The organism is Streptomyces sp. NPDC127100 (assembly GCF_042724095.1).
GTDB lineage: Bacteria > Actinomycetota > Actinomycetes > Streptomycetales > Streptomycetaceae > Streptomyces.
The window spans coordinates 1-12,868 of the sequence record NZ_JBHXFL010000034.1 but is presented as its reverse complement, the minus strand read 5'-3'; the positions used below and the strand labels follow the sequence as shown (position 1 = coordinate 12,868).

Annotated in this window: 17 protein-coding genes; all 17 read right to left on the bottom strand. The window is 63.5% G+C overall.

Annotated features, from left to right (window positions below):
* Positions 1-469: 469 nt before the first annotated feature.
* Positions 470-1,015: a hypothetical protein gene (locus tag ACFWJB_RS25895; RefSeq protein WP_386925148.1), complete on the bottom strand. Its 546-nt coding sequence runs from the start codon at positions 1,013-1,015 to the stop codon at positions 470-472.
* A gap of 170 nt (positions 1,016-1,185) precedes the next feature.
* Positions 1,186-2,121: a hypothetical protein gene (locus ACFWJB_RS25890; protein ID WP_386925146.1), complete on the bottom strand. Its 936-nt coding sequence runs from the start codon at positions 2,119-2,121 to the stop codon at positions 1,186-1,188.
* A gap of 403 nt (positions 2,122-2,524) precedes the next feature.
* Complete coding sequence (locus ACFWJB_RS25885) at positions 2,525-3,076, bottom strand: hypothetical protein (RefSeq protein ID WP_383146475.1); 552 nt, start codon at positions 3,074-3,076, stop codon at positions 2,525-2,527.
* A complete protein-coding gene (locus tag ACFWJB_RS25880) occupies positions 3,042-3,413 on the bottom strand; it encodes a hypothetical protein (protein WP_383146478.1) in 372 nt (123 codons plus the stop codon). Before ACFWJB_RS25880 ends, ACFWJB_RS25885 begins: the two co-directional genes overlap by 35 nt.
* A gap of 88 nt (positions 3,414-3,501) precedes the next feature.
* A complete protein-coding gene (locus tag ACFWJB_RS25875) occupies positions 3,502-3,978 on the bottom strand; it encodes a hypothetical protein (protein WP_383146481.1) in 477 nt (158 codons plus the stop codon).
* Positions 3,975-4,232 carry a hypothetical protein gene (locus ACFWJB_RS25870; protein ID WP_383146484.1) on the bottom strand — a complete coding sequence of 86 codons (258 nt, stop codon included), beginning with the start codon at positions 4,230-4,232 and terminating at the stop codon, positions 3,975-3,977. The genes ACFWJB_RS25875 and ACFWJB_RS25870 overlap by 4 nt, the downstream gene beginning before the upstream one ends.
* A 374-nt stretch (positions 4,233-4,606) precedes the next feature.
* On the bottom strand, positions 4,607-5,302 hold the full coding sequence (locus tag ACFWJB_RS25865) for a hypothetical protein (protein ID WP_386925143.1): 696 nt from the start codon (positions 5,300-5,302) through the stop codon (positions 4,607-4,609).
* 4 nt (positions 5,303-5,306) lie between these two features.
* Positions 5,307-6,368, bottom strand: coding sequence for a hypothetical protein (locus tag ACFWJB_RS25860; protein WP_383146549.1), 1,062 nt, complete (start codon positions 6,366-6,368; stop codon positions 5,307-5,309).
* Between the two features lie 87 nt (positions 6,369-6,455).
* A complete protein-coding gene (locus ACFWJB_RS25855) occupies positions 6,456-6,734 on the bottom strand; it encodes a hypothetical protein (RefSeq protein ID WP_383146546.1) in 279 nt (92 codons plus the stop codon).
* Between the two features lie 108 nt (positions 6,735-6,842).
* Entirely contained in the window at positions 6,843-7,271 is a 429-nt protein-coding gene (locus ACFWJB_RS25850) for a hypothetical protein (protein ID WP_383146543.1), read from the bottom strand.
* Complete coding sequence (locus ACFWJB_RS25845; RefSeq protein ID WP_386925140.1) at positions 7,271-7,759, bottom strand: hypothetical protein; 489 nt, start codon at positions 7,757-7,759, stop codon at positions 7,271-7,273. Before ACFWJB_RS25845 ends, ACFWJB_RS25850 begins: the two co-directional genes overlap by 1 nt.
* Positions 7,752-8,153, bottom strand: coding sequence for a hypothetical protein (locus ACFWJB_RS25840; RefSeq protein ID WP_383146537.1), 402 nt, complete (start codon positions 8,151-8,153; stop codon positions 7,752-7,754). The genes ACFWJB_RS25845 and ACFWJB_RS25840 overlap by 8 nt, the downstream gene beginning before the upstream one ends.
* A gap of 140 nt (positions 8,154-8,293) precedes the next feature.
* Positions 8,294-8,719, bottom strand: a complete 426-nt coding sequence (locus ACFWJB_RS25835; protein ID WP_383146534.1) for a hypothetical protein — start codon at positions 8,717-8,719, stop codon at positions 8,294-8,296.
* 129 nt (positions 8,720-8,848) lie between these two features.
* Positions 8,849-8,989, bottom strand: coding sequence for a hypothetical protein (locus ACFWJB_RS25830; RefSeq protein WP_383146531.1), 141 nt, complete (start codon positions 8,987-8,989; stop codon positions 8,849-8,851).
* Positions 8,989-9,366: a hypothetical protein gene (locus ACFWJB_RS25825; protein WP_383146530.1), complete on the bottom strand. Its 378-nt coding sequence runs from the start codon at positions 9,364-9,366 to the stop codon at positions 8,989-8,991. Before ACFWJB_RS25825 ends, ACFWJB_RS25830 begins: the two co-directional genes overlap by 1 nt.
* A gap of 2 nt (positions 9,367-9,368) precedes the next feature.
* A complete protein-coding gene (locus ACFWJB_RS25820; protein ID WP_386925137.1) occupies positions 9,369-10,433 on the bottom strand; it encodes a hypothetical protein in 1,065 nt (354 codons plus the stop codon).
* 153 nt (positions 10,434-10,586) lie between these two features.
* Entirely contained in the window at positions 10,587-11,330 is a 744-nt protein-coding gene (locus tag ACFWJB_RS25815; RefSeq protein ID WP_386925135.1) for a hypothetical protein, read from the bottom strand.
* Between the last annotated feature and the right edge of the window lie 1,538 nt (positions 11,331-12,868).

Here is a 12,868-nt window from a genome sequence, read left to right as displayed (position 1 = left end):
GGGCGGGCAGTGGTGATGCTAAGTCGTGCGATGCGCCGAAACGCTGTGCGGCCGTTTCGACATGCTCCACAGTAGCTGGTCGGTGTTGCCACCGTCAAGCCTGGAGGGCATATCGTACATAGTCGCCTGCGTCAACGATACGTTGAAGATGCATTTATGCAGCCTGTGCGCTCACAACCGGACGAAGAGTGAAAAGTATCTTGCTTCGTCCGCGAGTCAGCGCACTAACTACTTAGACATCTCGTCAGTAGCATACGGTCCGATGATCATGAATCACGCACCGTGTGCACCTGCGTCCGTCGACATGAGGAGCATAGCACAAAGTGCCTCGGCGTGGGCAATTTCGCGGAACCCGGTTTACCAATTTCTCACCGAGATAACTGGAGTGTCCGGACACCCGTTCGATTCCCGGAGGCGCGCAGCCTCGCCGGTTTCGACCAGCGAGGCTGCACTCGGGGGTGGGACTAGATCAGGCGTCGCCCTCGTCGGTGGCGAGGTGCGTCACCTCGATCTTGTCGGACTCGTCCCGCTCCTCGTTCTCCTCGACCGAGGTGAGGTCGTCGGCCTCGTCGTCCTGCTCGTACGGCGTGGCCCAGCTGTAGTTGTAGGCCAGGTCACCGGCGATGTGGCCGAGGAGGTAGCTGAAGTGCCCCGCCTCGAAGTCGCCGCTGGTCGACTCCAGCTCGAGCGCCTCGGACTCGACACCCGCGAGCCAGCCTCGCGCGAACGCCTCGTACGCGTCGTGCTGAACCGGGTCGGTGGCCCTGAAGGTGCTCTTGTAGTAGCCCTTGATCAGGGCAAGCGCAGTCGGCGACTCGAGGCCGTCCTCGTTGATCGCCTTCTCGATGGCCTCGACCAGTTCCGGGGCCATCGGACAGTGCCGCTTGTCCAGCATGTACCAGGCCAGCACGACCGGCGCGGCGGGCAGTACGTCGTCCGCGATGCCGGGCGAGCCTCCGCCGGTGATGTGGCTGTCGAGATCCGCGCGCTCGCGCATACTCATTCCGTCGCCCATGAGGCAACCTTTCGTAGTTCCGATTCGGTGTTACCACCCTACCATGCCGGGGTTTGTCTTGCAACCCAAGCACGGCAGGAGTTAACTGAGCGATTCCAGTGCCGGAAAGCCCACAGTCCCCGCCTCGGTACGGGGGAGATCCGAGAACGGGGACTGCGCACTCGCCGGAATCAGGCTGCGGCGAGGTACTCGCGGAAGTCGCGCACGGCGCGCGCCTTCCGCAGATTGGTGGGCATCTGGTCCACGAACATCTGTGCGCGTCCGCGTACCGGCTGCGTGGCGGCGTCCTCGGGGTCGAGGCTGTCGATGCACTGCTGCACCATCTCGACTGCGCCGTCCGGCTCGCCCTCGTGGACGAGGCACACGGCCTCGCTGGTCTTGTGAAGCATGTGGTTGATGCCACTCACGAACGGGGCCTCGGCCATGACGGCGAGGTTAGCTCGTGCATGGTGCACGTCGCCCAGCATCGAGTACGTGTTGGCAGCATACGCCGCGTGCTGCCACCTGCTGAACCCGTCCAGGCTCGGCGAGGTGTTCTTGCCATAGTACCCGTACCGATGGAAGGACTTGTCGGCGCTGATCAGCGCCTCCAGCGCACGGTCGTGGTCACCTCGGATGGCGTGACCACGGGCGAGCTGGTTGAAGGCGAACGCCTCCTGCATCGGATTGGAGATCGTGGCGAACTCCAGCGCCTTCTGCGCCGCGCGCACGACTCCCTCTCCGTTCCCGTTGAACATCGGCACCCATGCGCTGCACGAGTGAATCCACGCGCGCTGGTCGCTGATCGGCGCAACGGCCAGCGCGCGTGCGTACCAGCGTACGGCCAGGTCGTCCTGGCCCAGGTCGCCGTGGAACTGGGCGACCAGACAGGCGGCCTTGGCCTCCATCTCGGCGGCGCGCAGGAAGCGCGGCCCCGTGACGTTGACCTTCGCCGCCAGTGCGTCACGCCAGCACGATAGCGCACGTTCCTGGGAACGCACAACTGGCGCACCGGCCATGTGGGCGATGCAGATCTCGTGCAGCGTGCGCGTGAGCGTGGCGAGTGCCTCGCCCGAGCCCGCCGTGGCCTCCTGGGTGGTGGCCTGTGCTGAAGTCGCACTGATCATGGCGTCTGTCATATACAGCCCCGTTGCGCCGAGCATGGTCTGAAGCAGCCGTCGCCTCTGCAAGGCCAGCTCCTCTCGGTTATGATGCGCCCGCATGAACAAGCGCATCCCCTGTCTGACCGACTCTACCACGCCAGGCGTGGGGTCGTCGGCTGGACGATCGTACATCCCGCTCTCACCCTCTGTCCATCTCGGAGTCTAGTCGTTCCGTGCTGTCGAGTCAAGTGACGACAGGCGAGGAAGGTCGAAACCTTCCCCGCCTGTCCGCTCACCTAGAACGAGACGCCGTCATCCGCAACAGGCGAGCCTGGGATCAGGGTTTCCCCTAGGAACACCATAGCGCGGAAATCCGGGTATGACTACCCTCCGAAATCGGCCAATCACCCGAACTGACGAACGGGTATCAGCGCATCGACTTGGCTACCATACCTCGGCGACGCAGTTCATCTGTTATGTCAACGACTTTCTGCATGGACGCCATGTGCATCGTCAGCAGATCCATGGCGGCCTCGGGTCTCACCGGCTCGCCATTACGGTTGTTCTGGTGCAGCACGCGCAGTCGACCCTTCAGGGCGTCGACTGCCCCGAGTGCGTCCGTCAAGAGGTCGTTCATGACCTTGTCCATGCCAGGCGCTGCAGGCACCGGAACGTCGGACGCCTCCCGCTCCTGCAACTCCCGGAGGGCTTCGGCTTCAACCCCGGCTGACCGTTCGAGTCTAGCAGATCGGCGTTTCTCCTGCCAACCTTCGTACAGGTCGAATGTCCAGCCGATCTCGCGGAGCTTCTTGACAGCGTTGTCGTACTCCCTACCCGCGTCGAGCAGGTTGACAGTACGCTGCTTGCGTGTCGCGAGACTCTGGACGATCACCTTGCTGCCCGCACCGGGCCGCAAGGTGAATCCAGGGGTGTCCCCGACCTTGTCAAGAAGCGTCTTCCCCGTTCTCTTCTCGGTCACCCGAAGTACCCTTTCGCTCTATGCCCTCGTACGTGAAGAGCTTGCCGTCCGGGGTGCGATGGATGTCGAACTTCTTCAGGTCGACCTCCACCATGCCCAGCAGCATCTCGCCACGCGCGGACATGCCTCGACCGTCGGCGCGGCCCTCGTACACGTCGAGCGTCGAGTTGATGCGCTCACACAGCACGCGCCGCACCGACTTGCACTTCGCGTCCCAGGTCCGCCACTCTTCAGTGTCGGTCTCGCCGTCGAAGTACGAGTCGAATACCCGCGTGAGGAAGCCAGTCACGACGCTCAAGTCGTGCAACGAGCCTTCCAACGTTCTCTCCTCGGTCATGATCCCTTATTTCCGGGTGGAGCACAACGGGTGACGAACACGAAGCCGCGACGGCCTGCGCATTCGTCACCCATTGCACGACGGACGCCTAACGGTGACGCGCGGTCAGTTCCTCGACCGACTTGCCGACGAGGTCCGCGATCTCGGCCAGGCGCTCGTCACTGCCGCCGATGATGAACAGGTCCCAGTGAGGCTGATCGGTCGTCGAGAGCTTGAACGTGTGCTCCCAGTCGGCGCGGTTGACGGTCGGCTTGAAGCTCAGTACCGACTCGCCCTCGTCCTCCTCGGAGCCCGGAACAGGCGTGAGGATGTGGTCGAGGCCCATCGAGTACCAGCCCGCTTCGAGCGTGATCTCTGCCTCGAACATCGCGCCGAACTTGCCGACTCCCTCGCGCATGGCGAGGTACTTGACCTTCCCGGCCACGTCCTGACCGAGGGCGGGCTGATTGTGATGCCACTCGATCGAGATGATGTCGCCCTCCTTCAGGGGGCGCAAGCCGGACTGGATGCGCGTGACCGCCCCAGGGAAGGGCGCAGGCTCCAGTTTGACGAACGGTTTGCTCACTTGATCACCTCGATGTGCCCGCAGCGCCTGTTCTGACAGATCCACTGCGAGCCGCCTTTGTCGACGGTCTTGTACATACTGCCCTGACACTTCGGGCAGCCCTTGGTCTGGATGTTCGGCAAGTTCTCGGGCCTGATGAACAGGCCGAGCGCCTGACGGTTCGCAGCCTCGCGTTCAGCCTGAACGATAGCCGGATCACGCGGACCCAACAACTCGTCCAGCATGGCGATGACATCAGTCGGTGTCGGTGCCACTGAACAACCTTTCGCTGTGCCATTTGGTGTTACCACCCTACCCGATCAATCAGGCTTTGTCAAGCTGGCTGATCGGACTAGACTCGCACGTTGCGTGCGCAACAGGTGGCCTGGTGCCGTTCCGGTGCCGCGCGTGACGTGCGCAGAACCGGCCCGGCAACGGGTTACCCGTGCGGTGTGGCGGCCTCTCTAGGCGTCCCCCGACGGTTGCGTGTCGGGCCCACGAAGAGCCGCTCGAACAACCTTGTCGAGCTTATCCCACTCATCCAGGTCGCACAAGTGGATTGCATCTCCCGTCTGGAGGACGTTGATGCACCCCTCAGGGGTGATGTGAACCTGGACGGGGCCATTCGAGTCCGGAACCTCGATCAGGCTCACGGCGCATCCTCGCGCACCTCGACGCCGGACTCGCTCGGGCGAATCCAGCATACCTCGTCGTCGAAGGTTCCGCGACCCTCGCGCGTGACCTGGACCCAGCCGTCCTCGAAGTTGCCGGTCAGCTTGAACAGCGGGAAATTGAAGTCCGGGCCGGACTCGGGCGAGCCGTCGGTGGCGTCCGCCTCGAACGCCTCGCTGTTGAACTTGTCCAGGAGGTCGACGTAGTGCTGCGAGTACACGGGCACGAGATCGGTGATCGGGCACTTGCACTCGCCCGTGTCGCTGCGCTCGAAGTCGTCCCCATCGGGCAGCCTTCTGATGTGAATGCTACGATCGAACGGGTTCTTTGTCAAGTACCGCGCCGTCGGGTGGTTCTGACAGGTCATCGTTCGCATGAACGAGTAGTCGTTCGTCCAGGCGAACTTGTCCGGCCCGAGAAGGACCGGGTCGTTGGGCCTGGGGATCGTGCGGATTTTGCGCACTCCAGCCGGGGTGCGCACCTCCTGGAAGCCCTCGGGCATGGGGCGAGCCCCCGGCGGATACAGCCGGGCAACGAGTGCCCCCACGGCGGCGTCACCTTCGGGATACTGCGAGGACTTGAAGAAGGCGATCTTGGCGATCGACTCCTCCGTCCCCAGCGGCACCGAGTCGCGCCACTCCAGTAGATGCTTCAGCAGGTCGGGTCGATTCATGGTACTACCTCCTGAGCATGTTGACTTTGGGGCCCACGACTAGCGGCGCGCCCTCGGGGCCTCGGATGTGTTCCGAGACCCACACCTTCTGGCCGCGCTTCTCCTTGTAGAAGTCGGAGCGCAGCGTGCGCCAGTGGCCGGACTGAATCCAGCGTACCTGGTAGTTGCGCGTACCGGGCTCGTCGGCAACCTCGCGCTCGGGGTAGCTGACCTTACGCAGATCAGCATACCGTACCGAGTTGAGTGTGCGCAACTCGTCCTCGATACGCGAGATACGCTTCTGGGCCTTGCGGTCCGGGTCGACGTGCGACACGCGCACGATGTTCTGCCCCATCAGCAACCAGGTTGCCACGACGACCTTCAGCGCCTCCAGCTCGCGCTTCTCGTTCGTCCAGGTGGGGAGATCCAGACCGCCCGCCATGTTGAGGTCATTGAACAGCGGCTCGCCGAAGGTGAACTCCAGCTGACGCGTGAACGTGTACCCACAGGCGGGCCTGATGTGGATGGGAGCCCGGCGGTTGCGCGCATACTCAGGCAACGCGTTACTGATCGCCTGGAGTACGTCGACCGCGTCGCCACCGCTCTGGGTGGAGTCGACCGCCGCATCCAGTGCGGGGCCGTACTGCGCGCCGATGGTGAGGCCCGGCCCGTTCGGCGCGAAGAAGTCCAGGAAGACTCTATCACCGATCACGGACCATGTCACCAGACCGAAGCCCTTGCCGGTCACCTCGGTGTACTGCTCGCCCACGAGGGGCGTTTCCAGGTACACCATGAAACCGAAGTCGCTCGGCACCTCGTCGGGCAACAGTACCACGTCGTTGTCCAACTTGGAAGCCGAATGCCGCGCCAGGTACGTCATGTCCTTGGACACGCAGTACAGGTCTGCCGCGCGCAGTCGCATGGCGAACCGCTCGACGTACCACTCGAGCGTGTAGCCTGCGGCCTCGAAGGTCTCCGGTCGCACCATGATGCCGAGCCAGTTCGCGAATCCGTCACGCGACGGATCACGAGCCCACTGTAGCATCTCGGCGCGAAGTTCGGGAACCTCGCGTGCGCTGCTGATCAACGCTCCCCCTCTCGTGTATCTAAGTCTATCACACTGGCGGCGTATGCGCAAGCCTCATCGGTTTGCACACACACCACCACCCTCGCACTAACCCTCGCGACGGCGCGCTGCCTTACGGCGACGCATGGCGTCGGCGCACAGTAGGTTGACGCGAGTCAACTTCGTTGCGTCTTCCAGCTGCAGACCTAGGAGCAGGTCGCGCATGTGGTCCATGACGAACGCTCGGTACTCGATGAACTGCGCCGGTTCCGCCTCCATGAGCATATCAGCCATTCGGTCGATGTGCTCACGGGGCAGCCCCGGATGCCCGGCGCTCAACTTCAGCGCCTCCTTGACAACGTCCTCGAAGGACGCGTCGGCGTCCAAATCCACCACCTTTCCAGATCTCGTCGTTTGGTGTTACCACCCTACCACGTACGACCTCGGTGAGTCAACTCGATGACTCGCCGAGGTCGAACGTGACGAGAGGTCTCACTAGGATGTCAGACCCTTGCTGCCCGCCAGCCATACGGGGCACGTCCCGTCGTGCCGTGCGGCCGCCTTGATCTGCGGTTTCCCACAGTTACATGCCGGGCCCACAGGCCTGGCGACCGGCTCATCACTGTACTCGCCCACCAGGTTCTCGCGCACGGCGGCGAGCGTGGTGTCCAGCTCGGACGTGCCCATGAATAGGCGGGAGACCTCGTGCGTCTCCAGCAGGGCGTCGAGCGAGACGTCGTGACCACGGCGAACCTTCAGCGCCTGCCTGATGCGCTCCACCTCGCCCATGCTCACGTACACGTCGGCGACCTCGACCAGTAGCGCGAAGACCTGCGATCTCGCGTCGGGCCCGTCGAACTGGATCTCGTCGCCGTGATGCTCGGCGGCGATCTTGCCGACTCTCTGCCAGGTCTCCTGGTTCATTACCGCCGGTGCCCTTCCTCGCCGATCATCTGGTTCAGGTCCGCGAGGATGACGGCGCGCTCCATCTCCTCGCCCCGCAGGGCCTCCTTGATCTTGTCGCCCAGGTACAGGCGGTTCTTGCGCTTCTCGGCGGTGTCGCCACGACGGTACGCCGCAAGGAGCTGCTCGCGCAAGTTGGGGATCGTGACCGGGCCCGCCTCGGCGACCTTGTCCACGATCATCGTAAAGGACTCGTTGCCGTCCAGCAAGTCGACGATCTCCTTGATCGTCGACTCCTTGGTGGCCTGGCTGCGCTCCACGTTCAGGCTGGTCAACGCGTCGCCGACCGCGTGCGTGACCTGGGCGATGCGCGACCAGTCCTCCGTGGACAGGTCACCCTCCCGGTCGATCAGCACACAGCCGCGCTCCACCTCACCGAGCGCGTCACGCAGCGTACGCTCCAGGTTGATGAGCGCCAGCTCCGTGCAGGACTTGGTCGTGTCAGTCATTGTTCCCCTTCTTGTGCCTGATCTTGTGGGCCATGGCGTCGCGCTTGCAGCCCTGCTCCGCGAGCGACTCGCCGATCTTCTCGATGAGCAGCTCGAACTCGTGCTCGGTCAGCTCGCGCAGGTTGCACTGCACGATCTCACCGGAGGTGAGGCCGGACTGCGGACAGTACTCCACCCAGGTGTCCGTCGAGTCGTTGTAGAACGACTCGGTGATGCACGCCAGGACGCTGTCGTTGCCGTCCGGCGTGCCCCAGTCGACGGAGTTCACGCCGAGGACGATGATGTCAACACCCTCGCGCAGGTCCGGGCGCTCCCAGTCGTCCACGTCGCTGAACTGCGACAGTCGACCCGGCGCGCTGAGTGGCAGCGGCTGCGTCAATTTGATGCACAGCATCTGACCAAACCTTTCATTCCGTCGTTTGGTGTTACCACCCTACCATGAACGACCAGGTGCGTCAAGCTGACTAGGCTCGGCACCTGATCGAACACGACTGGTCATGGGAACACAGTCGTCACCCGCCTACGAGATCAGCCCTACTCGTAGTGCGGGCGCGTCTCCGGGAACGCCTTGGCGGGGTGCGTCTGCACCTTCACCTCGTAGCATCCCCCGTGGTAGTTGATCTTGGACAGGAGGAGCCCGTCGTACAGGTACTTCTCCGCCGCCAGCTTGCGCGCGCGGAACCAGGCGAAGGCCTCGGTGAAGCATACCTCGTAGTAGTCCACGGGCGTACCCGTGTCGTACCACCAGTCGCCCTCCTCGCGCCCACCGAAGGCGCGGTCCAGCTCGTACACGTTGACGTACCAGCGGCGCGGCTTGGTGGGGTCGAGGTAGATGCCCTCGCAGTCGATGAACTCGCACCGCGAGCCGTTGCTGAATTTGCCCTCCCCGACCTGATCCGGGTCCGGCACCATGCTGTCACAGTCGGTGCACTTGAGCTTACCCACGAGCATGCTGTTCATTCGATCTCCCCAACGAACTGACTAAAGTCTATCATGCGGCGGTGCGATGCGTCAAGACGACGCCGTACGCGCGCACAGATTACGCGCGCATGGCAATCGGCACACATCGCACCACCCTCGCAGGAATGGCTACCTGCCGCGCCTGTCGGTGTAGTCACCGAAGACGAACCCGATGATCAGGACGACTATCGCGACCGTGCACATGATGGCTGACGCGTCATGCGTCAGCATCCACCACAGGTGCGCCCATCCGTGACGTACCGCGCCCATCAGGCGCGGCCTCGTTCGCGGCGGGGCCTGGTGTCACCCGGTCCCTGCAAGACTACATCAGGCCTGCCGTGCAAGTCAACCGGGTAGTGCCAGGCGGTCATGTGAGACCTGTCGCGCACGTCGTCACCATCGTACTCGGTGATCTCGTACGACACGGCCGCCGGGACCATGCGCCCGCCGCGCAGGCGGATGCGCCCGACCTTGACGCGCACGGCCGTGACCGTGTTGACGGTACCCCAGTACCCGGACCGGTAGACCGTACCGACGCGCCTCGGGCCAATGGCGGCCCAAACCCACGCCGGGATACGGAGACCCTGCCAGTCGGCCTCGTCTAGCGTCAACCATACCGCAGGCGTCTGACCGTTCGTGACCGTCATGATCAGTTACCCCCGGTCATAGCGGCGACCTGGTCGCGACGAATCATGATCTCACGGGCGAGGTTCATCTGGCGCGCGGTGGGGTTAGAGATCCCCTGTCCGGCCAGGAACGTACGCGCACGCTCATCGCGCTCACGACGGTCGGCAACCGTCGCACCACGCCCGGAGGCCCGGTCGATCTTGCGCTGCGCCCGTGCCGTTTCGCGTGCCTCGCGTTCGGCCTGTCGCGCCGCCGCACGGTCACCCTTGGCGCGCGCCTCCGCCGACGCACGCTGGGTCGCGTTGCGCTGGATCGGCACGCCGTGCATCTGGGCGTAGTCCGTGGTGGTCATGACACCCTCGGTGCCGTACACGACCACCTTACCACGCGGCTGGCGTTCGCCTGTCCGGCCGTTCACCACCATGATACGCACCCGGCCGGTGTCCGTCAACTCACACGTCAGGTGTGTGGGGTCGGATTCCCGCCAGTCATGGGTGGCACGAACCGCACCATCGGTCGACTCGTCCATGTCCGCCGTGCGCATGATGCGCCCCAGGCCGTCGCGGTAGAGCCCCGCCTGGGAGTCGTCCTCGTGACGCTGGGCGTACGTGTGGAATTTCTCCGCACCCGACGGGCGATCGGTGGCCATCATCGTCGACTCGTGCGAGGGACGGGTGGCCATCTTGATCCGCTCAAAGTCCATGGCCTGCCTGTCGGGGATGGTGTTCTCCCACACCCGGCCGATGATGCATTTGTCCCCGTGGTTAGCGAGACACTTCTCCTCGGACGCCGTGCACTTTTTGCGGGTGTCCGCGTCGATGCGCGCCCAGACCATTGTGTCCTGCGTGACGTGATCCGCCCGAACCGTCGCGTAGTCGCGAGGCGTCGACGGGATCACGTCGGAGAACGGCTGCAGTTTGATGCCCTTGGGGCGCGTGTACCGCACCTGTGCCGGGGCAGCCTGGATCGAACCGGTCGGCATGACACGCGAGGTCGGTCCCGTGCGGGGGGTGTTGGGTTTGGCCTGCTGCGCGCGGTGTTCGGCAGCGCGCGCCTGGAATTTGTTGCGAGACGTACGGCGTCCCATGATGATCTCCCGATAGTCAGTCGGATGTGGGCTGGTGTGGAACAGTCTAGCGGATGCGGTGCGGCATCTCAACCCCACCCCCCGCCGTGTGCTAGCGGTGGTACTACCCTAGCACACGGCGTAGGCTGGTTTCAAGACGGGGGGACCTAGCGGTCAGGCCTTGTCGAGGGTGACACCCGCCGCGATACGGTCGATCACGTCCAGGCGTCCGTCGATCTCATACGCCGGGATTTCACCCGCCGCCAGTCCTGCCCGGAATTCCGCCGTGCGACGGGCGACCTCGCGGTCCGCCCGGCGACGGATCAGGCGTGACAGCTCCCGGCACACGGCGGCGGCGTGCCCGGCGGGCCTGGTGCCGTTGCGCTCCTGGCGTTCCGCCCACCTCACGTTAGAGTCCTGGCGTCGCGTCCAGTTCGGGGCCATGTCCGAGCCTACCGGCACCGGGTCCACGATGTCACCGATCGCACGGGCCGCGATCTCGTGGCAATCGGCGCACACCGAGTCTACACCAATCTCGTCGGTCACGCGATTCGTGCACCCCCGGTCGTAGATGTCGGCGCAGGTCATCTTGTCCAACGACGGGCCGGACAGGTCACCCATTGCGCCCATGAGGGTTTCGATCTTGTAGTCGTATTCGATCTCGGAGATGTCCCCGTAGCGCCGGTCGGTTTCGACCTTGTTGATCGCCAGGCCCGCCGCGCCCAGGGGCACGCCGTAGTCGGAGTCGTTTTCGATCGGCCAGATGCCCCACGCGCCGGACCGCATGGCGTGGTACTCGCAGAACAGGCGTTTGGCCTGGATGCCGGTGGGGTGTTCGTCGGACGGATTGGCGATCTGCATGAGGGCAACGTGCGTCGCCGCGTCGGTGCAGGGGATGCTGGAGGTGCAGGTGTTCATGGTTGTCTCCCGTAGTCATCGGGTGTGGGCTGATGGATACCAGACTATCGCGTGCCGCCTAGTTAGTCAAACCAGGCCGCGCCCCATAGTCCGGGGGCAATGCTACCAGGCTATGCGTTACCCGCGCTCGCCCATTTCTGGGGTCTACGGCATGGACCTAAAGTCCTACCATTCGCGTCACACCTACGGGCAGGTTCCCGCAGGCCGGTTCGCCTGGTGGTCGGTACGGACCCCGACCGGGTCTGGCGCGGTTTACAGCCCGAAGGCAGTCATCCCGTGCCGGTGGTGCACCGTCGGTTTACAGGCGACGGCAGCCTATCCGTACTCACGCCACGGGGGCGATCCTACGTAGGTGGTGCAGGTCTAGCTGGTGTTGCGATCCTACCACGGGTTAGCCGCCCAGGCGGGAATGTCGCCTGGAAACCCGTGTCCTACACAACCCCGTGAGCCCTAGGTGCAAGGCGGGCATTGAGGCTACCCAGGCCCTAGCGTTATAGTCGGCCGCCGACTGTCACCGCGTTTGGTGCGGTGGTACCACCCTACCATGTTCCCGCCTGGTTCGGAACCAGACGGCCCGCCCTCTATCCGGCGGCATACCGCGAGGCGATAGCTAAACGGTCTAGGACCGTGAATCGCCGACGCCTCGCATGTGGCATGCGCCCGGAACAGTTAGGCCGTTCCGAACCGCGTGAACGCGGTGTGTGGTGAGACCACCCTACCACGTCCCGCCTGGTCCCGCCTGTCGTAGCGCGGTGCCCGGCGGTGCGGTTTGTTGCGTTCGCATCCTATCACGCCTGGTTGCCCAGGCGTTCCGATCGGTGTGGGTCGAAGGCGTGTAGGCCGTTCGGTCCGTGTCGTTCGGTCGGTGCGCTTTCCATTGTACACACCTGGTGTAAAGGCTAGGTAATGGTGATCTTACGTAAAGTCCGTTTTGGCCCACAACAAGGCGGTATAGACTGTCCGTTTTGGTGCGTTTTCTACGTACTTTTTGTTTACGATTCCTTGACCTACGGCGCGTCCGTGGCCGATAATCCCCATTATCGCCTATCAGTCGGATGCGACGAGATGCCCCGGTATGTCTTGCATGTCCGGTTTCAGTCGGTTTGGCTCCTAAGAAAATGTCCTAGTTTGGGTGGGTTTGAGTAAATTGCGACGGGGGGACGCGCGCGCGCTCTTTATGGCCTTTTCGCACGTATGAAATTTTCCAAAGGTCGACTCAAACAAGTATATTCTCGCAAATTACACCCGAAGGCTAAACTGAAGTGCTCCGATTGGCCCCAAAACTCGCCATACTTGAAAAAAACGCCAGGATTTGGTGAAAGGCGTCTACGGAAATAACCGCAGGTCAGAGGGGGTGCGACCCCTATTCTTTGGACCCCCCGAAACGAAAATAACCGCAGGTCAGGGGCGGTTTTTATGGGGTTTCTATATACACCCCCCTACCCCCCCCCCTCTTCTTTAGACTTTTATTTCTTTTCGCTTTCACGCGTGAGCATCTGAACGACTGGATGGATGAGGCCTCAGGAGAACCAACGACT

Excerpts from the sequence above, each read along its gene's own strand:
- ACFWJB_RS25895 (WP_386925148.1), bottom strand. The coding sequence starts at position 1,015 with ATGGGCGACGGAATGAGTATGCGCGAGCGCGCGGATCTCGACAGCCAC.
- ACFWJB_RS25890 (WP_386925146.1), bottom strand. The coding sequence starts at position 2,121 with ATGATCAGTGCGACTTCAGCACAGGCCACCACCCAGGAGGCCACGGCG.
- ACFWJB_RS25880 (WP_383146478.1), bottom strand. The coding sequence starts at position 3,413 with ATGACCGAGGAGAGAACGTTGGAAGGCTCGTTGCACGACTTGAGCGTC.
- ACFWJB_RS25865 (WP_386925143.1), bottom strand. The coding sequence starts at position 5,302 with ATGAATCGACCCGACCTGCTGAAGCATCTACTGGAGTGGCGCGACTCG.
- ACFWJB_RS25850 (WP_383146543.1), bottom strand. The coding sequence starts at position 7,271 with ATGAACCAGGAGACCTGGCAGAGAGTCGGCAAGATCGCCGCCGAGCAT.
- ACFWJB_RS25845 (WP_386925140.1), bottom strand. The coding sequence starts at position 7,759 with ATGACTGACACGACCAAGTCCTGCACGGAGCTGGCGCTCATCAACCTG.
- ACFWJB_RS25840 (WP_383146537.1), bottom strand. The coding sequence starts at position 8,153 with ATGCTGTGCATCAAATTGACGCAGCCGCTGCCACTCAGCGCGCCGGGT.
- ACFWJB_RS25835 (WP_383146534.1), bottom strand. The coding sequence starts at position 8,719 with ATGAACAGCATGCTCGTGGGTAAGCTCAAGTGCACCGACTGTGACAGC.
- ACFWJB_RS25830 (WP_383146531.1), bottom strand. The coding sequence starts at position 8,989 with ATGGGCGCGGTACGTCACGGATGGGCGCACCTGTGGTGGATGCTGACG.
- ACFWJB_RS25825 (WP_383146530.1), bottom strand. The coding sequence starts at position 9,366 with ATGACGGTCACGAACGGTCAGACGCCTGCGGTATGGTTGACGCTAGAC.
- ACFWJB_RS25820 (WP_386925137.1), bottom strand. The coding sequence starts at position 10,433 with ATGGGACGCCGTACGTCTCGCAACAAATTCCAGGCGCGCGCTGCCGAA.
- ACFWJB_RS25815 (WP_386925135.1), bottom strand. The coding sequence starts at position 11,330 with ATGAACACCTGCACCTCCAGCATCCCCTGCACCGACGCGGCGACGCAC.